Genomic DNA, 21,980 nt, shown 5'->3' with positions numbered 1-21,980 from the left:
CTATGGGGTCACAGATGATCGTGACGAATCACGCTCATTGGCCAGGAATGCCGTTGCTTGGACGATATCTAGATCATTACGGCGGTCTCGATCAAGATATGGGACGGCGTGGCGGAATTTTCGCCACAGCGCCTTTGTACCGTTGCCCAATACTCGTGAAGGCTGCTGTGCTTGGCGCAGATCAACCGCCTGTGCTGCGTGCATCAACTCCACCGCCAACAACGTGGTGAGCTTATTGATCTGACTGGAAACTCTACGACCAATAAAAGGAGCATTGGTACCGACGTCCTCGATATTGCCCGCCTGCGGCTGAACATCCGAGATCACCGGCTGTGACAGCGCCCTAACATCCGCCGCCAGTGAAGATACCGTCTTCTGGATTGGCCCGTAGCCAATCGCCCCTCCGCCAGGGCTGAGAAAGCGCGGCAGCTTCGTGAAACCTGGATCTGTCAAGCGCAGCGTGCGTTGGGCTGACGATTGCGCAATTTGCGACAGCGCGACCGACATACCCTGCAATGGGAGCGCCCAGGCGCTGGGATCGAAGCCCGCACTGGGTAATACTGCACCTCGCACAGCTCCTTCAGTAACGTAGTACTGCAATTCGTAGGGCTGAGTGTCCTCAAGTGGCGTGACATCCAGCGCAACAGTGGGGTTGTCATCCGAGCTGTTAAGTTGCAACGTTAGTTGACCCTGCAGGAGGTTCAGCATATCGCGCGCCGCGCCGTGAACCTGTGCAATGGTGCGAAAGCTTAATGGGTCTTGAAGTGCACGTTGCGGATCGGGCGCCCACAATGCACTGCCTCGCAGCAGTTCCGCGATATGACCTGCCGAAACACGCTGACCATCGAATGGCCGCTGGGACTGGGTGACGGCCAGTAAGGGGGCCAAGTTACCATTCAGCCCCTCCAGCGACAAACCCGCCACGGAGTCGGCTTGGTCGAGTAACACTCGAATGTCTTGCACTGCCAGTACTGCCAAGGCTGCACCGTATGCGTTTGAGCTGACAAGAGAGAGAGCATCCTTACCGAACGGACGAACAGAATCCAAACCTGCCGCATTGAGCGCCTCCGCTGCGAGCATACGCTGCCCAGAGAAATGGACTTCGCCCTCGCCCATCATCGCGAGTCCAATCTGAGGCAGGATGGTAATGTCTGCTTCGCCCACCGACCCCTCCCCAAATAGAACAGGAGTGATCCCTTTATTCAGAAACGCCTCATACTGCCGCAGCACCTCAGTTTGCATACCTGTGCCACCAAATAGAGCGGTATTCAGGCGGATGAGCATCGCAGCACGTACCACATCCAAGGGTGCCTCCTCACCATAAGCTGCACTGTGCGAGCGCAACAGATTGAGGTTGAATTGCTCTGACAGTGAACGTACCTCAGACGAGATCTGCCCACCTTGAAAAATGGCTTGATCCTTATTCAGCCCCACCCCTCGATTCAAACCGTAGACTGGTTTATCTGTCTTCGCATAGGCCAATAAGAGTTCAAATGACCGCTTGGCCCGGAGAAGTGCTTCTCCGTCAATCTGCACAGCGCATCCACGGCGGGCCACCGCTTCTACCTGAGCCAAAGACAGTGTTTTGCCATCCAACTTAACCGGCGAACACGCGCGGGCCACCCGATCTGCAACGATTTTGGGTATCGCATCATGGGCAAGCGTCTTGGAGGACGCGGCCAACGCTCCCGCCAACAACAGCATCGCAGTAAAAGCCAGTTCCTTGAGCTTGCTTGCAGAAGGACTACGTTTCATAAAGTATTTCATCTGTGGCTCCTGTCTCCAAGATCTTCGCAATTTGTCAGATCACTCTCGGTTTGCAGTTACTTCAGTCCGCAGCACGCTTAGGCAGGAAGCTGATCGCAATCAGCGCTACCACGGCGGCCCCCATCACATACAGAGCAGGCGCATACGCCACCCCGGTCTTGTAGGTGATCCAGGTCAGCAGTGCGGGCGCAAAGCCACCCAGCACCGTCACAGCGGCGTTGTACGACAGCGACATGCCCGAAGAGCGCACCGCCGTCGGGAAGATCTCGGAGAGCGCGGCCGGTGCGGCGCCCACGAACAGGGCCACCATGGAGCACATGGCAGACTGCACGATGATCAGCGCCATCGTGGTCTGGTTGCCATGCAACCAGGCCATCAGCGGGTAGGCGCCCACAAACAGCAGGATGGCGCCGAAACGCAGCATGTTGCGACGGCCGAAGCGGTCAGACAGCGTGCCGGAGATCAGGCAGCCTGCCACCAGGAAGATGTTGCCGATGAAAGCCGCTGTGAATGCCTGCGAACTCTCGAAACCCATGTTCTTCTGCACGTAGATCGGCAGGTAAATGATGAGTGCATAGGGTGCGGCAGCCCACAGCACCGACAGGCCCAGGCCCGTTAGCAGCTGGCGCGGGCATTCGCGCAGCACCTGCAGCATCGGTGTCTTCTTCTCGGCTTCGCCGGATGCGGCCGCGCGCTCCGCAGCCTCCTTGAAATGCGGGGTTTCATCCAGCGCACGGCGCATCCACAGGCCCACGGGAGCAATCGCCAGGCCGATGATGAACGGAATGCGCCAGGCCCAGTCATGCACCTGCTGCGTGGTGAAAATCATGGTGACGGCCGTGGCCACCAGTGCGGCAAGCATGTTGCTAATGCCCATGCTTGCCTGCAGCCACGAGGCATAGAGACCACGCTTGGCGGGTGGTGCATGCTCGACGAGGAACGCGGTGGCACCGCCTACTTCTCCACCTGCGGAGAAGCCTTGCAGCACGCGCCCCGCCACGATCAGCAGCGGGGCGCCGATGCCGATTGCGGTGTAGGGCGGAGCGATGGCGATGAACAGTGTGCCCACGGCCATTAGCATGATAGTCATGGTTAGCGCGGCCTTGCGGCCCTTGCGGTCGCCGTAGGAGCCCAGGATCAGCGCGCCCAGCGGACGGGCGATGTAGCCGATGCCGAACGCAATGAACGATGCCATGAGCTGCACCGTGGGATTGTCATTCTGGAAGAAATTCTGGCCGATGTAGACGGCAAACAGGGCGTAGACTGTGAAGTCATACCACTCGAGCGCATTACCGGTGGACGCTGCAATGACGGCGCGCTTGCTGGACCGGTCGTCATGCGCGGCGGGCGCTGTGGTGTGGACCTGAGCTTGTGAGGCTCCCGGGTGTGCGGAGGCAGTAGGTTGGGCCATGGTGGGAGGAACGTGGATTGTGGTTGGGAGAGGCCGAGAACCACTCTCCATCTCATGGGCACAGAGCACACGTGACAGAGAGCTGTAAAGGGCCGGGCCGGGCCGGACAGGCCCGGATCAGGCGTGGGCGGCGGTGTCGATGCGGGCGATGCCCTTTTTCTGCACTTCATCAAGCGCCTCTTCGTAGCCGGCGTCGGCGTAACGCAGTACGCCACTGGCCGTGTCGTTGGTGAGCGAGAGATCGAGTCGCTCATCCGCCTGCGCAGTGCCGTCGGCCACCACGGTGACACCAGCGCTGGTCATGTAGCCGCTGTAGCCGCCACCGCCGGAGTGGATGGCCACCAGATCGGCGGAAGACGAGCAGGTCAGCATGGCGTTGAGCAGCGGCCAGTCGGCAATCGCATCCGATCCATCACGCATGTTCTCCGTCATGATGTTCGGGTGCGCCATGGCGCCTGCATCAAGGTGGTCACGCGTGAAGGCGATCGGGCCGCTCAGTTCGCCATCGCGCACCATGCGGTTGACCTCCAGCGCCAGCTCGGTGCGCTCGCCGTGGCCCAGCCACGCAATGCGCGCCGGCAGGCCTTCGAAAGGCACGTTCTCGCGCGCCAGACGCACCCAGTTGGCAACGATGCGGTTGTCGGCAAAGCGGTGCAGCAGGAAGTCGTCGATCTTGCGAATGTCGTCCGGATCGTTGGACAGGGCAATCCAGCGGAACGGACCGATGGCTCGTGCAAACAGCGGGCGCAGGAAGGCTTCGGTGAACACCGGAATCTCGAAGGCGCGCTCCACGCCGCCCTGCTTCGCATGAGTGCGGATAAGGTTGCCGTTGTCGAACACCACGGAACCCTTGTCCTGGAAACCCACCATGGCCGTCACGTGGCGCACGATGGATTCGCGGCTGGCGTTCATCAGCTTCGTGATGTCGGTCTTGCGCAGCTTCGCGACTTCCTCCAGCGTGTAGCCCGCGGGGATGTAGCCATACACCAGATCATGGGCCGAGGTCTGGTCGGTCACGATATCGGGCGTGATGCCGCGCGCCAGGATCTCCGGGAAGATCTCGGAGGCGTTGCCCAGCAGGCCCACAGAGATGGGCTCGCGCCGGTCCTGCGCTTCGCGGATCATGGCGAGGGCTTCGTCCAGCGTGTCGGCACGCTGTTGCAGAAAGCCGATCTGCATGCGCTTTTCGATGCGTTCGGGATTGATTTCCACCGTCAGGATCGCCGCGCCCGCCATGGAACCTGCGAGCGGCTGGGCACCGCCCATGCCGCCCAGTCCCGCCGTCAGAATGAAGCGCCCGCGCAGATCGTTGTGGAAGTGGCGCTCGGCAATGCGCGAGAATATCTCGTAAGTACCCTGAATCACGCCCTGGGAACCAATGTACTGCCAGTCACCGGCGGTGAGGCCGCCCCAGCAGATCAGGTTGTCCTTCTCCCACTGGTAGAAATTCTCGGCCTTGGCCCACTGGCCCACCATGTTGCAGTTGGCCATGATGACCAGCGGCGCGGCCGCGTGCGTGCGCAGCACGCCGATCGGCTTGCCGGACTGCACCAGCAGCGTCTGGTCTTCTTCCAAATTGCGCAGCGCGTGAACGATGGCATTGTGCGAGGGCCAGTCGCGCGCGGCGCGGCCGAGGGCCGCGTACACGATGAGGTTGTCGGGATCTTCGCCCACGGCTAGCACGTTCTCCATCAGGCGCAGCAGCGCTTCCTGGCGCCAGCCCTTGCAACGCAGCTCGTTGCCACCGTGTACCTTGAAATCTTCGCGGCTCATCGTTATTCCTTGCCCAATGCGTAGTTGCTGATGTTGATGCCCAGGGCCTTTTCCACGGGCGGATACACGGCCGGATCGCTGATGCTGGAAGACAGCGGAATCAGGCTCTTGCCCACGTGGAAGATCAGGATCTCCATACCTTCGCGCACCTTGCCGGCGCTCACCGGATTGCCATCGATGTCTAGCGTGGTGATTACGTCCGGATAGGTGGCGATACGCTTACCATCGGCGTCTTCCACGGCCATGTGCTCGTTCATCACATGAATGCGGCGCTTGCCGGCACCTTCACCGATCGCGATCACGCCCACATCAAAGGCTTCGTCCGTGTAGCGCAGAGTATTGGCAGTCACCTTGCCGCTGCCGATGATGCTGCCACCGGTCTGCTTGCAGATGGCATCCACGATCGCCGTGCCACCCTTGCCCTGCGCTGAGATGATGGCTTCGCCCAGTGCCAGTGCACGGCTGATGCCGCCCAGCGCCGCGTGCTGTCGCACATAGGAAGCGCGGATCGGATTGCGGCAGCTGGCAATGAAGCCGCCGGACATGTCGGAGGCCTTGCGCAGAATCGGCGAGACCTTGGCGGTCGCGCCGCGCACCAGCAGCTCGATGTACGAGTTGTTGGCACGCTTGCCACCCACGGCGGCCTGGATCATCGGCTCGGGGCTGCTGGCCAGGCCAAGCGAGCCCATGTCGCCGGTTGGATGCGCACGCAGATCTCCCACGGCGTCGATCACCTTGGTGCCGAGCACGGCGGAGGGCAGCCAGGCGTTGAGTGTGCTGGACATGCCGTTCTGGCCAATGATGAGGCCATGCAGTGGAGCACCCAGCTCTTCCTGCACCAGTCGGGCGGCCTTGACGTAGTCCATGCCCAGCATTTCCCAGTCGGTCAGGCCGCCGGGCGCGCCGATGGCGGCGGCCGTGGCGATCCACGCGTCATCGGGCACTTCGGACATGTCCACAAGTTCAGGGCGGCCGATAGTTACCGCCATCGTGCCCAGTTCACGGCCGTGTTCCGCCCAGCCACCACCCCCACATGCGAAAACGGAACCACCTCGCACAGCGGCCTCCACGTCCTTGAGAGTCAAGATTCGTCCCATTGCTAACTCCTGATTGATCCTTCGAGAACCTTGCCCATGACACCTGCAGAAACAGCGCTAGGTCATGCACAAAGGGCTATTGAACGCAACGGATGCTAAAGACGACACTCAACAATGTCTCATTACTTTTTATTGCTACAAATTAACATGATGTTAATAGCAGAAATTGATGGAACGTTGAGTTTTGGGCCAAGGTCTTTAAAACAAAGAGAAAACCGCCGAAAACTCACCCCACAAGAGGACATCCATGCACCCAAGTGGGTAGGCCCCACATGTCCTTTGCCTAGGGAAAGTCCCAGGATGAACAAACCGGGGTCGCGTGATTTGGAGCTGGTTGCAGAGCCTGTCCGACTGCAGGACCGTGCTTCTTTCAAGCGGTCTTGGGGACAAGTCGGCGATTAAATTCATCTAACGACTGCAGAACCCCAACAAACTCCTGTGCCAAACGCGACATAGGTTGCAAAGCTAAATTGAATGCATGGATTGGGGCATGCACCATCGGCGCTACCGGAATAGCCACGATGTTGGACCAAGAAGGGCCACGGATAGTGAGTTCATCCACCAGAGCCACCCCAACACCCGCTTGCACCATGGCACACGCTACGTGTGCTTGCTGGACTTCCACTCGTGCAGATGGCTGGTTTTCCTCGCTGCCAAATATCCGATGCACCAATTGACTAAAGGGGATATCGCTGCCATAGCCTATGAAGCGCTCTCCTTGCAAGTCACGGCTGGATATCTGCTCACGCCCAGCAAGCGGGTGATCCTGCGGCAGGACAGCGACGATGCGGTTCTCGTATAACGGCTGCATAGCCAAGCTGGGGTGTGGAATTGGCATATAGGTGACACCAAGCTCCACCTGCTGGGTAAGCAGCGCTTGCAACATGACGTGCGGAATATGGGTGTGAAGTACCACCCTCACCTCGGGGAAGAGCTGAGTAAACCGCGCCACCGCTCTCGGCATAAGGGACTGACCGATATTGGGACTGCACGCGATACGGATATGTCCCTCTCTGTTGAGCGAGAGGTTATCCGCTACTTCGTTCACTCTCTGCACGCTTTGGTACAGGGTAGTCACTTCCTCAAACAGCCTACGAGCCTCCGGCGTTGGGTGAAGGCGCCCCTTGATGCGCTCGAACAGCGTAAAGCCCAGCCGTTGCTCCGTGTAGCCAATCAGACGGCTCACGGCAGGCTGAGAGACGTAGAGCAGCTTGGCGGCTCCACTAATGGAGCCACTGAGCATCATGGCTCGGAACACTTCTATTTGGCGCAGATTTAGCTTCATGATGTCTATAACTCAATGTTAATTAGTATGCATATATAAGCATATGACATTTCTTTAGGCGCACTCCTACAATTTTCGCATTCGTAGTGAATAGGAGACTTGAGATGAGTGACTTTGACCTAGTGGTTCAAGGCAATATCGTGGATGCACGCAGCATCGTGAAAGATGGCTGGCTCGCCGTGCGCGACGGAAAAATTGCGGCACGCGGCACAGGAAAACCGCCTATGGCCCGCGAGAAGATGGACGCGCGCGGCCAGTGGATCGTGCCTGGCGTGGTGGATGGCCAAGTGCATTCTGGCAGCCAGGCAGGCCAGGAAGGCCTGGGCTGGGCGTCGCGTGCCGCCGCCGCGGGCGGCGTGACCGTAATGGTCGATATGCCCTATGACGACCCGGAGCCGGTAGCCTCGCGCCCGCAGTTGGACGCCAAGATTGCCGAAGTCGAACGCGACTGCCATATAGATGTCGCACTTTTCGGTACGCTCAATGCGCAGCATGGTCTGCAGGCTGCTGCCGGATTGATTGCGGGTGGCGTGTGTGCATTCAAGTTCTCTACTTTCGAAGCCACACCGGGACGTTTTCCGCGCGTAGATGAAGACGATCTCCTCGAGGCATTCAAGCTGATCGCACCCTCAGGCCTAGTATGTGGCGTGCACAACCAGATGCAGGAGCTCACGCGCAAAAACATCCGGCGCCTCCAGGAAGCCAGCGACACGGGCTGGGATGCTTTCATGCGGGCTCACACGCCTCTAATCGAGAACCTAGCCACCGGCATCATCTACGAACTGGGCGCAGAAACCGGTGCGCGTGCGCACGCGGTGCATGTGTCCACGTCACGCGGCTTCGAGCTGTGCGACATGTACCGCAGGAACGGCAACGCCTCCACCATCGAGACCTGCATCCAGTATCTAATGCTCAACCATGAGGAGCACACCCGCCGCTTCGGCGCCAAGACCAAGCACTATCCGCCCATCCGCCCCAAGGCCGAAGTGGACCTGCTGTGGACACACATCGCACGTGATGCCTGCACCTTTGTATCGTCCGACCACGTGAGCTGGGGCCTGGAGCGCAAGGGCAATCCCGATGTGTTCAAGAACTCCTCCGGCGGCCCGGGGCTTGAAACCCTGCTTCCCGCATTCTGGACAGGCTGCGAACTGCACGGTATTGATCCATCGATGGTGGTGCGGCAGCTCTCGCGCAATCCAGCGCGCCATTTCCTGCTGGACGACCGCAAGGGCACGCTGGATGTGGGCATGGATGCGGACATCGTCATCCTGCAGCCCGAGCGTTACGCGTTCGATCCCTCTTCCAGTCTCTCTGCCGTGCAGTGGAGCTCGTTCGAAGGCATGGAATTCACCGTGCGTGTGGCAGGCACCTGGTGCCGCGGCCAGCAGGTGTACGACGGCGCCAGGGTACTGAATCAGCCAGGAGATGGCCGCTTCCTGCGTCCGCATGCCCGCACCAACACCGCCCCTTCGTACGATAACTGATCGGATCACATACAGCATGACATCTCAGACACCTTTCCCACCGCTGAATGCCGAGCGCCTGTGGCGCCGCATCGAGACCCTGTCCACGTTCACTTTGCCCGACGTTCCCTGGACACGCCGCGCCTTCTCACCGGAATTCGACAAGGCCCGTTCATGGCTGGAGAGCGAATTCAAGGCCGCTGGCATGCAGGTGCATCTCGACGCAGCCGGCAATCTGGTGGGTCGCCTGCCCGGCGCGGCAGGGGCTGCCGGAGCGCCGGAGCGTGCACCCATCGTGACCGGCTCGCATTGCGACACAGTGATGATGGGTGGCCGCTTCGACGGCATCATCGGCGTGCTCGCAGGCATCGAGGTCGCCCACACGCTGCACGAAAACGGCATTACCCTGCAGCACCCGTTCGAAGTGATCGACTTCCTGTCCGAAGAACCCAGCGACTACGGCATTTCATGCATCGGCAGTCGCGCCATTTCTGGCAAGCTCGAAATGGGCATGCTGGCTGCGAAGAACCCACAAGGCGAAACTCTGGCAGAAGGCATGCGCCGCATTGGTGCCATACCCGAAGCTCTGAGCCAGCCACTACGCGGCAAGCACAGCACGGCCGCCTTCGTGGAGCTGCACATCGAGCAAGGCCCGGTGCTGGAGCAAAAGGCTCTGCCGATTGGCGTGGTCACCAACATCGTAGGCATTCGCCGAGTGTCCTTCATCGTGCACGGCCAGGCCGACCATGCAGGCACCACGCCCATGGACATCCGCCATGACGCGCTCGTAGGTGCAGCACGCATCATTGATGCGGCCAACCGCAAGGCCTCAGCGCTCGCGGGCAATCCCCATTACGTTGTGGCCACTGTGGGGCGTCTTTCGCTTACACCCAACGCTTCGAACGCCGTGCCTGGCTTGGTTGAGATGATGATGGAGGTGCGCAGCGATGCACAAAGCGTGCTCGACACCTTTCCCGATGAACTGCTTACCGAAGTGCAGGCCGGCCTCGCGGAATTGCGCGTGCGCGCCGAAATGAACGATGTGAGCCGCTCCCTACCCACGGATTGCCAGGAACTGGTAATGCAGAGCATCGAGCAGGCCTGCAAAAACCTCGCATACGCTCAGATGCGGATGCCCAGCGGCGCGGGACACGACGCTGTCTACATGGCTCCTACTGGACCCATAGGAATGATTTTCGTCCCTTGCCTCCATGGCCGCAGTCATGCACCCGAAGAGTGGATTGAGCCAGATCAGTTGCTGGATGGCACACGGGTCCTCTACGAGACCGTGCATATTCTCGACAAGCGCCTTGTAAAGCTTCAACGCGACGAGATGTAATATTGTTACATTTCAATGATTCACCTATGAGAAGTCTGCAAAGGCCCTGAATTCAGATTGGCCAATTAGCTCAATGCCGGTTTGCCTGCTTTTACGCAGTTTGGTCGCTAGATTTCAAGCCGCGTTTGAGGCAGGTGCCCGTTTGGCGCACCTCCAGGCGCACTCATGCCTTCTCATCAGCGGCCCTCCTGCCAGCCATTGATTGGTCAGCGAAAACGTCGACTGCAGCTAGTTGTCATTCTTGGCGATGTCCAGGTAGCGCACCTCATAGAATCCGATCTGCTGCTTGATGGCACGAAACGGGTGCTCCACCTTGACTCGTCTACTGTTCTTGTTTTGTTCGTATTTTCATAAAGCAGTCCCAGTTGGGCGCCTCCATCGGGATTCATGTGCAGGCCTTTGCGCATGGCAATATGCCAGCTTACTTACCAGTTTGCTGCCTCTGCTCTACTGTTTACGTATATACAAATGCAGTCACCCAGCGTATTGCACTCTTGTCCGGGAAAGAGCCTCTGGGCATGCGATATATCAGCCGAACTGCCAGGCGTTGAGACTACGGTGCTCACGATGCCCGCGTGTCTGTCAACAACGATATGGCAGTCATCCCAAAGTGTCACTGGCAAATGTGCTCGCGGGTGATTTAGAACGATTCGCCGTGATGCTATCCATCGCCGTCGAGCGCACCATTCGTTGTGACATTGAGGCGAAACAAGCAGCCCTATTGGAGAAAGTAGCCCAAAATCTGCTCGAATTGCTAGAGAGAACCAAGACCGTACAGATGCATAGCCTCCGCGCTCGCCAGATTCATTCCAAGCGCGATATTCTCTCGCTGACTGACGGTCAACCGGTCGATTGTTTGATAGAAGTGAAAAACCGCTTTGGGTCGATAGCTCCATTTCAACAACTGCCAAAGCAGCCACTCGGCATAGGCAGACTTCGGTGACTGCTTTAAGGTGTAGAGCAGACTTCCTCGAAAGCCTAGGCGCAATGACTGCTTTTGACAAAGCAGTCGGTAACATCGGTACTGCTGAGCGGCCGCAATCAGCCTGCACCAGCCGTTGAAGTGAACCAAGCGGCTTACCGTTGTTGGCCGATAGCCGCCATCCTACCTTTGAATTGACTAGGCGCAGCAGCACCCCCACTGGCCGTCGACAGGCTGGAAGCCGCACCGGCACTCCCTTTGGCTGAGCTCAAAGCGACCCAAGTTCAAACTTCAGTGAGAACTCACGGAGAACCGACACAGAACAAAAGGCTTTACTGCCCCTGCTCCACCCGCCCAAACCGCTCATAAATCGACTGCCCGCCAGACAGCAAATCCGTCTGAATAGCGACCCGCGCAGCATGCGGGTCGTTGCGGCGCAAGGCCTCGACGACAGGGTAGTGATGGTCGATCATGCTGCGGCCGCCTTCGCTGTAGCTCTGGGCAATCAAGGGGCCCATCTTGAGCCAGAGGCCGTACAGGATGTCGGACAGCAAGGGCATGCGTGCCAGCTGGCAGAGCGCAAAGTGAAAATCCTGGTTCAGCGCAATGGCCTGGGCGATGTCGCCACGCCGCACAGCCTCTTCGTTTTGCTGCACCTGTTCGGCCAGACGCTGCACCTCGTCGGCGCTGGCGCACACTGCCGCCTGGCTGGCGGCCATGCCTTCCAGCTCCACGCGAATATTGCGGATCTCCAGGTACTCGTCCAGGGTCAGGCGCCGCACCCGTATGTCGCGGGGGCTGAGCATCACCAACACGCCATGCTGCACAAGCCGCAGGATGGCATCACGCACGGGGGTCACGCTGGTGCCCATTTGCAGCGCCAGCTCACGTATCTTCAGGCGCTCGCCCGGCAGCAGCTGGCCTTTGACCAGCGCCTGCGCCAGTTGGGCATAGATCTGGTCGCCCTTGCTCTCCGTGTTGACACTCTCAAATCGCTCTGTCATCTGCCCTTTGCCTCCGGGGGTGTTCTTGTGCTGACTGCGGTCTGCGAGACGGTCCTGACAAGGCACCGCTCAGCGCAGCAAGATGCATCATAAGCAAAACTTTGCGCACTCAGGTTTACCCGGATGCCCAATAACAGCGTTGCTGTTCAAATCAGGGCATTGAATTTATGATGCATCAAACATCAAATCAAGGTTTCACACCTGTTTTACCCAGCAGCCACCTGCCGCCATGAACCGCCCCCTGCCCGCCCCCGCCGCTTCTGCCCCCTCCGATGAACCCGATGCCCTGGCCCAGGCCAGCCAAGCCTTCCTGACGGCGGTGCCCCAAGTCAGCGCAGAACAGGCAGCAGCCCTGGCCCGCGAGGCCTATGGCATCGAAGGCCAGGCGCAGCCGCTGTCTGGTGAGCGGGACCGCAACTTTCTGATCCGCTCACCCGATGGCAGCGCCGTCACGCTCAAGTTCATCAGCGCGGCCGAGTCGCTGGCGGAGACGGAGATGCAGATAGCAGTGCTCAAGCACCTGGCAGGCCGCTGCGCCGTGCCAGTGCCCTTGCACCATCCGTTGCGCCAGCCAGCTTCGGCCCAAGGCAGCGCCAGCGCCGACTGGCTGGAATGGCGCAGCCCCGAGGGTGAGCTTTTGCGCGTGCGCTGCTACAGCTTTCTCGATGGCAAGGCGGGCAGCGATCTGCAGCGCGATGCCAGCGCCTGGCAGGTTTGGGGCCTGGCGATTGCCCAACTGCATGGCGCCTTGGCGGACTTTGCCCACCCTGCTACCGAGCGCCCTTTTTTATGGGATGCACGCCGCGCGCCGCTGCTGCGCCCCTGGCTGGAGGTGGTGGAGGATGCCCAGCTGCGTGCGCAGATTGCCGCGTTCTGGACCGCCTTTGAGCAGCGGCTGGCACAACTGGGCCCACAGCTGCCCACCCAAACCATCCACAACGACCTCTCACCCAGCAACCTGCTGGCCAGCGACGATGGTCTGGGCATTGCCGGGGTGCTGGACTTTGGCGACATGCTGCGGGCCCCGCGCGTGGCCGATCTGGCCATTGCCGCCTCTTACCAAATGCCGCTGACGGACGCACCCGATGCCGCACTGGCCGCGATGCTGGCCGGTTATGAAAGCCTGCTGCCACTGACGGCTGCCGAGCATGCGCTGCTGCCCGATCTGATCCTGGCGCGGCTCACGCAGCGCATGGTGATCACCGCCTGGCGCGCCCGCCTCTATCCTGAGAACCGCGTCTATATCCTGCGCAGCCAGGCCACCGCCACGGCCTTGTTCAGCCGCATGGTGGGCGACTGGCTGCAACGCCATGGCGCCTTGCCAAACCCTTGCGCAGACCGCAGCGCAGCCGCCCCTACCGCCGCCTGACCACCCTTTTTGGAGCACCACGCCATGCCAACCCTTTCCGCAGACGACCAGCGCCTGCTTGCGCGCCGCCAAAGCGCGCTCGGCCCTTCTTACCGCCTGTTCTACGACGAGCCCCTGCACCCGGTGCGGGGCGAAGGCGTCTGGCTGTTCGATGCCGATGGCCGCCGCTACCTGGATGCCTACAACAATGTGCCGGTAGTTGGCCATGCCAACGCAGCAGTCAATGCCGCGCTCATCGGCCAAAGCCAGCTGCTCAACACCCATACCCGCTACCTGCATGACAACGTGGTGCAGCTGGCCGAGCGCCTGCGGGCGCTGTTTCCCGCCGAGCTGGACACCAGCGTTTTCACCTGCACCGGCAGCGAGGCCAATGACCTGGCCCTGCGCGTGGCGCAGGAGTACACCGGCCGCCGGGGCCTGATCATCACCCGCCATGCCTACCACGGCGTAACCATGGCCTTGGCGCAATGCTCGCCCTCGTTGTGCCCGCCCGCAGACCATGTCGAGCTTATCGACCCGCCCGCTTTCCAGGCCATGGATGCCCAGGCTGCCGCCGCTGCCTTTGCCCAAAGGGTGGATGCCGCTGCCGACGCACTGGAAGCGCGTGGCACGCCGGTCAGCGCCTTGCTGCTCGACACCGTGTTTGCCAGCGATGGCGTGCACATCGACGCCGCGCCCATTCTGGAAGCTGCCGCCCAGGCGGTGCGCAAGCGCGGGGGCCTGTTCATTGCCGACGAGGTGCAAGGCGGCTTTGCCCGCACCGGCCGCTGGTGGGCCTTTGGCCGCGAGGCGGTGGTGCCCGATATGGTGACCATGGGCAAACCCATGGGCAATGGCCACCCGATTGCGGCCCTGGTGCTGAAGACACCGCTGATGGAGGTGTTTGGCAAGCGCTGCCGCTACTTCAACACCTTTGGCGGCAACACGGTATCGGCGGCGGTGGCCATGGCCGTGCTCGATGAGCTGGAGCGCATCGATGCCCCGGCCCATGTGCGCCGCGTCGGCGGTCATCTGCAGCAGGCGTTGCAGTCGCTGGCGGCGCAGCACGGCAGCATCACCCAGATACGCGGCGAAGGCCTGTACTGGGGCCTGCAGCTGCAAAGCGGCAGCCTGGCCAGCGCCGTCGTCAACCACCTGCGCCAGGCCGGCGTGTTGATCAGCACCAGCGGCCCGCTGGGCGATACCCTCAAGATCCGCCCACCGCTGCCCTTTGAGACCGAGCATGCCGATCTGCTGGCCAGCGCACTGGACGAGGCCCTGCGGGCCCGGGCCTGATCCCATGCCTCAGCACTCGCCAACACCACCATCCGCGCAGCCGGTTGCCTTGGTCAGTGGCGCCGGGCGCGGCCTGGGCCTGGCCATTGCGCAAGAGCTGCTGTCCCATGGCTGGCGGGTCAGCATAGGCACGCGCCAACCGGTGCTACAACTGGCAGACCATGGCCCTGTGCAGCTGCAGCGCAGCCACTTTGATGCGCTGGATGCGGACAGCGAAACCCGCTGGATCGCCGAGGCCGCCGCGCATTTTGGGCGCATCGATGCCATCGTCCACAACGCCGGCGTGCTCAGCACCGACAGCGTTTTGACGGCCAGCGATGCGGAGTTTGATCGGCTGATGGCCATCAATGTGAAATCGCCGATGCGGCTGACGCGCCAGCTCTGGCCCTATTTGCAGCAGTCGCCCAATGGCAAGGTGGTCGTGATGGCATCGCTGGCCGGCAAGCGGGTGCGGGCGCCCGAGGGCTCGCTCTATGCCATCAGCAAGCATGCGGCCCTGGCCTTGGCCCATGGCATACGCCACTGTGGCGGGGCCGACCGCATCCGCTGCACTGCTATCTGCCCCGGCTTTGTCGACACCGACATGGCCGATGGCGTGCTGCCCGAGATGCGCGCCCAGATCAGCCAACCGGCCGACATTGCGACCCTGGTGCGGACGGTGCTGGAGCTGCCCGCCAGCGCCAGCGTGGCCGAGATACCGGTGAGCTGGCAGGTGGAATCGCAGTACTGACCTGACTGCCAAGCTGCGCTACACTCAGCCGCTGCGGAACTTTCTGTATCCCGCCCTGTCTGAACCCACCATGCGTGCCTGTCTGTCCCTGTTGCTGATGCTGATGCTGGCCCTGCGCGGCCTGATGGGCGACGCCATGGCGATGGGCATGGTGGCACCGGTGATGCCGGCGGCCATGGCCGAGCACCACGCCAGCAGCATGGCGGACCACGCCGACATGGCCCCAGACCATGTCATGGCCGCCAGCATCCACTGCGACACAGGCCAGCAAGTCAGCCAGCACAGCGATCCCAGTGACCACAGCCAGCATGACCCGGCCCAGCATGGCGCCAGCTGCTCGGCCTGCGGTATCTGCCACTCTGCTGTCGATCTGTTCAACGGCGCGGGCTTTGCAGCCCTGCCCGCCCCCTCGCTGGCCCGTGCCAGCGGCAGCGCGCCCTTTGCCAGCGCCCTGCTCGCCCAAGCCTCCAAACCACCCATTTCCTGATCGCTGACACCCGAGGTGCGTCCGCATGGCAGCTGCCGTGCAGACGTCTGCTTTGAACGAGCTTTCAGGAGAACCCTATGCGCACTGCGCATGTCTTGCGCTGGCTTGCCGGCGCGGGCTGGCTGGCTGTCACCAGCTGGCTATCTGCCCAAACGGGGGCCCCCGTCGCCACCGATCCCAACGCGCCCACAGCCGCGCTCCAGCACCCGCCGCTGGCCCACAGCGGCAGCATCGTCAACGAGCCCGGTGATTGGCGCCAGGCCAATGCAGCCGTAGCGGGCTTTGCACGCGGCCATGCCGACGTCATCGCCTGGGAAAAAGCCCAGGCAGCGCCAGGCCCACCCCATCCCATGGCAGCCGATTCAATGCAGGTGCACGAGCATGGCGCCCATGGCCAGCACGGCATGCAAGGAGGCCAGCAATGAAACGCCTGAGCCTTCGCCTGTCCACCCTCGCCGCCGCGCTGCTGCTCGCCGGCTGCGCCAGCGTCTCGCCCGATGGGCTGCGCAGCGATGTCGCCCAGCAACTGCAAGGCCGTCTGCCCGACCAGGCTATGCTACCTGCGACCGATGCGCAGGCCCAGCAGTCGGCGCAGACGCAGATCAATGCCTGGCTGCAGCAGCCTGTGGATGCAGACACGGCGGTGCGCATCGCCCTGCTGAACAACCCGGGCCTGCAAGTGCAACTGGCACAACTGGGCGTGGCCGATGCCCAGCGCGTGCAGGCCATCACCCTGCCCAACCCCAGCCTGACCCTGGGCTGGTTTCGCAATGGCCATGAGCGCGAAATCGAGCGCAAGCTGGGTTTTGGCCTGGTCGACCTGTTGACCCTGCCCTGGCGCAGCCGCTGGCAAGGCTGGCAGATGGAGCAAGCCACCTTGGAGGCGGCACAGCAGACTTTGCTGCTGGCCGCAGACACGCGCCGCGCCTGGCTGAACGCCGTGGCTGCGGAGCAGGCGCTGGCCGCCCATACCCGCATGCACGAGGCCGCAGCGCTGGGTGGCGAGCTGGCCCGGCGCATGGCGGCGGTGGGCAATTTCAGCAAGCTAGACCAGGCACGCGAGCTGGCCCAGCAGCAGCAAGCCGCCGCACAACTGGCGCGGGCCGGGCTGGCTGCGCAGCAAGCACGTGAGCAGCTGGCCCAGCGCATGGGCCTGTGGGGCCAGCAGCTGGCATTCACGCTGCCCCAGGCCCTGCCACCCTTGCCCAAAGCGGCCAGCGAGCTGCGCAGCGGCGAGGACGCCGAGGCCACCGCACTGCGCGAGCGCCTGGACCTGGGCGCGCTGCGCCGCAACCTGGAGGTGAGTACCGACCGCCAGGGCTGGGCCACCTTGGGCGCGGTGTTTGGCGACATTGGCGCCACCTACAGCCGCAATACCAGCACCGAGCGGGACAGCGGCCATAAGGACAGCACCCGGGGCTGGGAGCTGGATGTGCCCTTGCCGCTGTTCGACTGGGGGTCCGCCGCCAGCAGCATGGCGCGCCACCAGGTGCAAGCCAATGCGGCGCAGCTGCGTGAGAGCGCCATCCGGGCGCGCAGCGAGGCCCGCAGCAGCTGGCGCGCCTACCGCACCGCCTGGGACCTGGCCCACCAGCAGAAGACCGAAGTATTGCCCCTGGCCCAGCTGGTGCAGGAAGAGACCATCTACCGCTACAACGGCATGTTCATCAGCGTCTGGCAGCTACTGGCCCAGGCCCGCAGCACCACCCAGGCGGTGCTGACGGCGACCGAGGCGCAGCGCGACTTCTGGCTCGCCGAAACCGATCTGCAACTGGCGCTGAGCGGCACATCGCCGTCACCCATTGGCGCCAGCGCACGCGCTGCGCGCAGCACGGCAGCGCCTGCCGCTTCCCCCACCGAACCCCAAGGCCACTGATATGCAACGCCGTCAATTCTTCTCCGGCGCCGCCTCGGCCGTGGCCGCTGCCGCCGTCAGCCCGGTGGCCATGGCCGCCCTGCCCGAGCCCGTTATCCAGACCGGCGCCGATACCGCCGCGCCCTTGTCGCCGCCCAATGGCCGACCCTACCAGCCGGTGGTCACCCTCAACGGCTGGACCCTGCCCTGGCGCATGAACGCCGGCATCAAGGAGTTCCACCTGGTGGCCGAGGCCGTGGTGCGCGAGGTGGCACCGGGCTTTTTTGTCAACATGTGGGGCTACAACGGCCAGTCGCCCGGCCCCACGATCGAGGTGGTCGAAGGCGACCGGGTGCGCATCTTTGTCACCAACCGCCTGCCCGAAGCCACGACGGTGCACTGGCATGGCCAGCGCCTGCCCAATGGCATGGATGGCGTGGGCGGGCTCAACCAGCCCCATATCCCGCCAGGCAAAACCTTTGTCTATGAGTTCGAGGCGCGCCGCCCCGGCACCTTCATGTACCACCCGCATTCCGACGAGATGGTGCAGATGGCCATGGGCATGATGGGCCTGTGGATCACCCACCCCAAGGGCCGCCACCCGCAGATTGCCGAGGTGGCGCGCGACTACGCCTTCCTGCTCAGCGCCTATGCGGTGGAGCCCGGCGCGATGACGCCCCGCGTGGCCGAGATGACGGACTTCAACATCTGGACCTTCAACAGCCGCGCCTTTCCTGCCATCACCCCGCTGGTGGCCGGCCTGGGCGAGCGGGTGCGCATCCGCGTGGGCAACCTCACCATGACCAACCACCCCATCCATATCCATGGCCATGAGTTTGAGGTGACCGGTACCGATGGCGGCCCGGTGCCGCGCAGCGCGCGCTGGCCCGAGGTGACCACCGATGTGGCCGTGGGCCAGATGCGCCAGATCGAGCTGATCGCCGACGAGCCCGGCGACTGGGCCTTCCACTGCCACAAGAGCCACCACACCATGGGCGCGATGGGCCACGATGTGCCCACCATGATTGGCGTGGACCACAAAGGCCTGGTCGGCAAGATCCAGAAGATCGTCCCCGACTACATGCTGATGGGCGAGCGCGGCATGGGCGATATGGGCGCCATGCAGATGCCGCTGCCCGACAACACCTTCCCGATGATGACCGGCAAGGGCCCCTTCGGGAACATCGAGATGGGCGGCATGTTCACGACCTTCAAGGTGCGCAAAGGCCTGGCCGCGCAGGACTACCGCGACCCGGGCTGGTATGCCCAGCCCGCAGGCACCGTCGCCTATGAATGGCAAGGCGCGCCGCTGGATGCGCAAGCGCCCCGCCAGACCCTGCCCGGCACGGCGCCCGGTGCGCCCAGCGTCCACAAGCCCGCCACTGGCAGCGGCCATGCCAACCATTGAAGCCGGAGCGATCCCATGAAAACCACCTCCCACCTGCTGACCTGCGCACTGCTGGCTAGCGCCAGCACCGTTTACGCGCATGGCAATGCAAGCCATGCCGCTGCGCCCAGCGCTGCCGCATCCCGCACCGCACCCCTAGAACAAAAGGACTGGGGCATCGCTGGCGATGCCAAGCAGGCCAGTCGCAGCATCGACTTGAACATGGGCGATGACATGCGCTTCTCGCCCGCGCACTTCAGGGTCAAAAAGGGCGAAACCCTGCGCCTGCGCGTCGTCAACAACGGCCAGGTGATGCACGAGGTGGTGCTGGGCACCAAGGCCTCGCTCGCCCAGCACGCGCAGATGATGCTGAAGTACCCGGGCATGGAGCACGCCGAGCCCTACATGGCCCATGTGGCGCCGCAAAAAAGCGAGGACCTGGTCTGGCAGTTCAACCGCGCGGGCAGTTTTGACTTTGCCTGCCTGATCCCTGGCCACTACCAGGCGGGGATGACCGGCACGTTCACGGTGACGGAATGACGATGAACCACAGCCAGGAGCCCACCATGCTCGACTCCCCTACCCACCAACGCCGCCGCACCCTGCAGATGCTGGCCGTTGGCCTGGCCACTGCCGTCACCACGGGCCCAGCCTGCCCCCACGCCCATCGAGGTTTGGAAAGACCCGAACTGCGGCTGCTGCAAGGACTGGATCGCGCTGATGGAACAAGCGGGCTTTCGCGCCACGGTGCACGACAGCGGCAACCAGGCAGTGCGCGCCAAGCTGGGGCTACCGCTGCGCCTGGGCTCCTGCCACACCGCCTTGGTGGGCGGCTATCTGGTAGAAGGCCATGTGCCGCCCGCCGATGTGCGCAAGCTGCTACAGCAAAAGCCCAAGGCCCTGGGCATTGCGGTACCTGGCATGCCCATAGGCAGCCCCGGCATGGATGGCCCCGCTTATGGTGGCCGCAAAGACCCCTTCGATGTGCTGCTGGTCACCAAGACGGGATCTGGCAGCGACGTCAGCACCCGCGTTTTCAGCGCCTACCGCGACTGAGCAGACCCCTATTTTTTCCTAAACATTTGGAGCACTGAATGAACACCACCACCGCTACTTTCGCCGCCTTCACCCTGGCCTGCAGCCTGCTGACCCCGGCACTGGCCCAGAACCATGCCGACCACGCCAGCCATGGCAGCGCCGCAACGGCTGCGGCCGCTGCACCGGCATCCGCACCCATGGCAGCCCCAGCCGCCGACGCGGTAATGACTGCCGGCGAGATCACCCGCGTAGACAAGCGCGGCAGCAAGCTGACCATCCGCCATGAAGACATCAAGAACCTGGATATGCCAGCGATGACCATGGTGTTTGGCCTGAAGGACGCCACGCAGGTGGCGCAGTTCAACCCGGGCGACAAGGTACGCTTTCATGTGCAGGACGACGGCGGCAGCCTGACCATCACCCGCATTGAGCGCGCGCAGTAATCGCCGCGCACCCCAGATCAAGCCAGATCTGGGGTTGGCATGCGCTGCCAGCACCTACACTGTGCAGCCATGCAAAGCCTTCAAGCCCTCCAGGAGCAGCTGCACAGCGGTGCGCTGCGCGGCGCCCGCCAGATCAAGCTGGCTGCGGGCCTGCGCGAGTTTCCACGCGAACTTTTTGCGCTCGCCGACACCCTCGAAGTGCTCGACCTCAGCGGCAACCAGCTCTCCAGCCTGCCCGATGACCTGACCCGCTTTGGCCAGTTGCGGGTGCTGTTTGCGTCGAACAACCCGTTCACCGAGCTGCCACGTGTGCTGGGCCGTATGCCTCAGCTGGAGATGGTGGGCTTCAAGGCCTGCCAGATCCGCACCGTGGCGGCCGATAGCTTGCCGCTGCAGCTGCGCTGGCTGATCCTGACCGACAACCAGATCGCCGAGCTGCCCGACACCCTGGGCGAGCGCCCGCGCCTGCAAAAGCTGATGCTGGCCTGCAACCAGTTGCAGAACCTGCCCGCCAGCCTGGCGCAGTGCAGACAGCTGGAACTGCTGCGCATCTCCGGCAATGCGTTTGCCGAGATTCCGGAGGTGGTGTTGGCATTGCCGGCTCTGGCCTGGCTGGCCATCGCAGGCAACCCCTTGACCCAGGCCAATGAGCAGCTTGCGCTTTCCGCATCTGCGCAATCGCGGTCAGCGGCCCTTGCCTACCAAAGCCTGGAGCCGCATGAACTGCTGGGTGAAGGTGCCAGCGGGCACATCTACCGGGCGTCCCGCGTTGGTGGCGATGATGTGGCGCTCAAGGTTTTCAAGGCGGGTCACACCAGCGATGGCACACCTGCATCCGAGCTGGCCGCCGGGCTGTCTGCGGGCTCGCACCCACAGCTGCTGACACCGCTCGCGCCGGTTTCCGGCCACCCGCAAGGCAAGCTGGCCCTGGCCCTGCCCTTGCTGCCACCAGGCCTGCAGGCGTTGGCTGGCCCGCCCAGTATGGACAGTTGCACGCGCGATGTGTATGCGCCCGACACCCGTTTTTCGCCGGCCATTGCGCAGCGTCTGCTGCAGGCCATCGAGGGCGCTGTCAGCCACCTGCATGCGCGCGGCATTCTGCATGGCGATCTGTATGCACACAATGTGTTGTGGAGTCCGGCCACCGGCGATGCGGTGCTGAGCGACCTGGGCGCAGCCGCGCTGCTGCATGGCTTGCCACAGGCGCATGTGCAGCAGTTGCTGCACATGGAGCAGCGCGCCATGCGCATCCTTAAAAGTGAAGTCCAGGCCCGAACGGCCTGATGCGACAGGCGCGCACCACGCTGTGACGTGGTACGCGCCGCGCTCAGG

Annotated in this window: 20 protein-coding genes; 14 read left to right on the top strand and 6 right to left on the bottom strand. The window is 62.8% G+C overall.

The window, feature by feature from the left end; genetic code table 11:
• The 5 genes from EDF71_RS13320 to EDF71_RS13300 form a co-directional block, all read right to left on the bottom strand.
• Positions 1–1,767, bottom strand: coding sequence for an aromatic amino acid ammonia-lyase (locus EDF71_RS13320; RefSeq protein WP_243854296.1), 1,767 nt, complete (start codon positions 1,765–1,767; stop codon positions 1–3).
• Between the two features lie 61 nt (positions 1,768–1,828).
• Positions 1,829–3,178, bottom strand: a complete 1,350-nt coding sequence (locus EDF71_RS13315) for an MFS transporter (protein ID WP_133857072.1) — start codon at positions 3,176–3,178, stop codon at positions 1,829–1,831.
• A 117-nt stretch (positions 3,179–3,295) separates the two neighbouring features.
• The gene (locus tag EDF71_RS13310) at positions 3,296–4,951 is read right to left on the bottom strand and encodes a urocanate hydratase (RefSeq protein ID WP_133857071.1); all 1,656 of its coding nucleotides are present in this window, start codon (positions 4,949–4,951) and stop codon (positions 3,296–3,298) included.
• A 2-nt stretch (positions 4,952–4,953) separates the two neighbouring features.
• Positions 4,954–6,048, bottom strand: a complete 1,095-nt coding sequence (locus EDF71_RS13305; RefSeq protein ID WP_133857070.1) for a DUF917 domain-containing protein — start codon at positions 6,046–6,048, stop codon at positions 4,954–4,956.
• A 370-nt stretch (positions 6,049–6,418) separates the two neighbouring features.
• Positions 6,419–7,333: a LysR substrate-binding domain-containing protein gene (locus tag EDF71_RS13300; RefSeq protein WP_133857069.1), complete on the bottom strand. Its 915-nt coding sequence runs from the start codon at positions 7,331–7,333 to the stop codon at positions 6,419–6,421.
• Positions 7,334–7,437: 104 nt separating this feature from the next.
• Here EDF71_RS13300 and EDF71_RS13295 point away from each other — a divergent pair, with 104 nt between their 5' ends.
• From EDF71_RS13295 to EDF71_RS13285, 3 genes are all read left to right on the top strand, one after another.
• Complete coding sequence (locus EDF71_RS13295; protein WP_133857068.1) at positions 7,438–8,820, top strand: amidohydrolase family protein; 1,383 nt, start codon at positions 7,438–7,440, stop codon at positions 8,818–8,820.
• Between the two features lie 16 nt (positions 8,821–8,836).
• The gene (locus EDF71_RS13290) at positions 8,837–10,138 is read left to right on the top strand and encodes a Zn-dependent hydrolase (protein WP_133857067.1); all 1,302 of its coding nucleotides are present in this window, start codon (positions 8,837–8,839) and stop codon (positions 10,136–10,138) included.
• Positions 10,139–10,796: 658 nt separating this feature from the next.
• A complete protein-coding gene (locus EDF71_RS13285) occupies positions 10,797–11,081 on the top strand; it encodes a hypothetical protein (RefSeq protein ID WP_133857066.1) in 285 nt (94 codons plus the stop codon).
• A gap of 311 nt (positions 11,082–11,392) precedes the next feature.
• On the opposite strand, the gene EDF71_RS13280 is transcribed toward EDF71_RS13285, so the two are convergent.
• Complete coding sequence (locus tag EDF71_RS13280) at positions 11,393–12,064, bottom strand: GntR family transcriptional regulator (protein WP_133857065.1); 672 nt, start codon at positions 12,062–12,064, stop codon at positions 11,393–11,395.
• 229 nt (positions 12,065–12,293) lie between these two features.
• On the opposite strand from EDF71_RS13280, the gene EDF71_RS13275 reads away from it, so the two are divergent.
• From EDF71_RS13275 to EDF71_RS13225, 11 genes are all read left to right on the top strand, one after another.
• The gene (locus tag EDF71_RS13275) at positions 12,294–13,433 is read left to right on the top strand and encodes a phosphotransferase (RefSeq protein WP_133857064.1); all 1,140 of its coding nucleotides are present in this window, start codon (positions 12,294–12,296) and stop codon (positions 13,431–13,433) included.
• A gap of 24 nt (positions 13,434–13,457) precedes the next feature.
• Entirely contained in the window at positions 13,458–14,708 is a 1,251-nt protein-coding gene (locus tag EDF71_RS13270) for an aspartate aminotransferase family protein (RefSeq protein ID WP_133857063.1), read from the top strand.
• A 4-nt stretch (positions 14,709–14,712) separates the two neighbouring features.
• Positions 14,713–15,438: an SDR family NAD(P)-dependent oxidoreductase gene (locus EDF71_RS13265; RefSeq protein WP_133857062.1), complete on the top strand. Its 726-nt coding sequence runs from the start codon at positions 14,713–14,715 to the stop codon at positions 15,436–15,438.
• Between the two features lie 70 nt (positions 15,439–15,508).
• A complete protein-coding gene (locus EDF71_RS13260; RefSeq protein WP_133857061.1) occupies positions 15,509–15,925 on the top strand; it encodes a hypothetical protein in 417 nt (138 codons plus the stop codon).
• Between the two features lie 77 nt (positions 15,926–16,002).
• Complete coding sequence (locus tag EDF71_RS13255) at positions 16,003–16,350, top strand: hypothetical protein (RefSeq protein WP_133857060.1); 348 nt, start codon at positions 16,003–16,005, stop codon at positions 16,348–16,350.
• Positions 16,347–17,801, top strand: coding sequence for a TolC family protein (locus EDF71_RS13250; RefSeq protein WP_133857059.1), 1,455 nt, complete (start codon positions 16,347–16,349; stop codon positions 17,799–17,801). Before EDF71_RS13255 ends, EDF71_RS13250 begins: the two co-directional genes overlap by 4 nt.
• 1 nt (position 17,802) lies before the next feature.
• Positions 17,803–19,188: a copper oxidase gene (locus tag EDF71_RS13245; RefSeq protein WP_133857058.1), complete on the top strand. Its 1,386-nt coding sequence runs from the start codon at positions 17,803–17,805 to the stop codon at positions 19,186–19,188.
• Between the two features lie 15 nt (positions 19,189–19,203).
• Positions 19,204–19,707: a cupredoxin family protein gene (locus tag EDF71_RS13240; protein WP_133857057.1), complete on the top strand. Its 504-nt coding sequence runs from the start codon at positions 19,204–19,206 to the stop codon at positions 19,705–19,707.
• A gap of 78 nt (positions 19,708–19,785) precedes the next feature.
• Entirely contained in the window at positions 19,786–20,223 is a 438-nt protein-coding gene (locus EDF71_RS13235; protein ID WP_243854295.1) for a DUF411 domain-containing protein, read from the top strand.
• 38 nt (positions 20,224–20,261) lie between these two features.
• The gene (locus EDF71_RS13230) at positions 20,262–20,648 is read left to right on the top strand and encodes a copper-binding protein (RefSeq protein WP_133857056.1); all 387 of its coding nucleotides are present in this window, start codon (positions 20,262–20,264) and stop codon (positions 20,646–20,648) included.
• Positions 20,649–20,717: 69 nt separating this feature from the next.
• Entirely contained in the window at positions 20,718–21,932 is a 1,215-nt protein-coding gene (locus tag EDF71_RS13225) for a leucine-rich repeat-containing protein kinase family protein (protein ID WP_133857055.1), read from the top strand.
• The last annotated feature ends 48 nt before the right edge of the window (positions 21,933–21,980 follow it).

Origin of the sequence: Comamonas sp. JUb58, from assembly GCF_004364775.1 — a bacterium.
Taxonomy (GTDB): domain Bacteria; phylum Pseudomonadota; class Gammaproteobacteria; order Burkholderiales; family Burkholderiaceae_C; genus Comamonas.
The sequence above is the reverse complement of the archived record's forward strand: the minus strand, read 5'-3'. Positions and strand labels throughout refer to the sequence as shown.

Coding starts and splice junctions, on each gene's coding strand:
- EDF71_RS13320 (WP_243854296.1), bottom strand. CDS start 1,767: ATGAAATACTTTATGAAACGTAGTCCTTCTGCAAGCAAGCTCAAGGAA.
- EDF71_RS13315 (WP_133857072.1), bottom strand. CDS start 3,178: ATGGCCCAACCTACTGCCTCCGCACACCCGGGAGCCTCACAAGCTCAG.
- EDF71_RS13310 (WP_133857071.1), bottom strand. CDS start 4,951: ATGAGCCGCGAAGATTTCAAGGTACACGGTGGCAACGAGCTGCGTTGC.
- EDF71_RS13305 (WP_133857070.1), bottom strand. CDS start 6,048: ATGGGACGAATCTTGACTCTCAAGGACGTGGAGGCCGCTGTGCGAGGT.
- EDF71_RS13300 (WP_133857069.1), bottom strand. CDS start 7,333: ATGAAGCTAAATCTGCGCCAAATAGAAGTGTTCCGAGCCATGATGCTC.
- EDF71_RS13295 (WP_133857068.1), top strand. CDS start 7,438: ATGAGTGACTTTGACCTAGTGGTTCAAGGCAATATCGTGGATGCACGC.
- EDF71_RS13290 (WP_133857067.1), top strand. CDS start 8,837: ATGACATCTCAGACACCTTTCCCACCGCTGAATGCCGAGCGCCTGTGG.
- EDF71_RS13285 (WP_133857066.1), top strand. CDS start 10,797: ATGCTATCCATCGCCGTCGAGCGCACCATTCGTTGTGACATTGAGGCG.
- EDF71_RS13280 (WP_133857065.1), bottom strand. CDS start 12,064: ATGACAGAGCGATTTGAGAGTGTCAACACGGAGAGCAAGGGCGACCAG.
- EDF71_RS13275 (WP_133857064.1), top strand. CDS start 12,294: ATGAACCGCCCCCTGCCCGCCCCCGCCGCTTCTGCCCCCTCCGATGAA.
- EDF71_RS13270 (WP_133857063.1), top strand. CDS start 13,458: ATGCCAACCCTTTCCGCAGACGACCAGCGCCTGCTTGCGCGCCGCCAA.
- EDF71_RS13265 (WP_133857062.1), top strand. CDS start 14,713: ATGCCTCAGCACTCGCCAACACCACCATCCGCGCAGCCGGTTGCCTTG.
- EDF71_RS13260 (WP_133857061.1), top strand. CDS start 15,509: ATGCGTGCCTGTCTGTCCCTGTTGCTGATGCTGATGCTGGCCCTGCGC.
- EDF71_RS13255 (WP_133857060.1), top strand. CDS start 16,003: ATGCGCACTGCGCATGTCTTGCGCTGGCTTGCCGGCGCGGGCTGGCTG.
- EDF71_RS13250 (WP_133857059.1), top strand. CDS start 16,347: ATGAAACGCCTGAGCCTTCGCCTGTCCACCCTCGCCGCCGCGCTGCTG.
- EDF71_RS13245 (WP_133857058.1), top strand. CDS start 17,803: ATGCAACGCCGTCAATTCTTCTCCGGCGCCGCCTCGGCCGTGGCCGCT.
- EDF71_RS13240 (WP_133857057.1), top strand. CDS start 19,204: ATGAAAACCACCTCCCACCTGCTGACCTGCGCACTGCTGGCTAGCGCC.
- EDF71_RS13230 (WP_133857056.1), top strand. CDS start 20,262: ATGAACACCACCACCGCTACTTTCGCCGCCTTCACCCTGGCCTGCAGC.
- EDF71_RS13225 (WP_133857055.1), top strand. CDS start 20,718: ATGCAAAGCCTTCAAGCCCTCCAGGAGCAGCTGCACAGCGGTGCGCTG.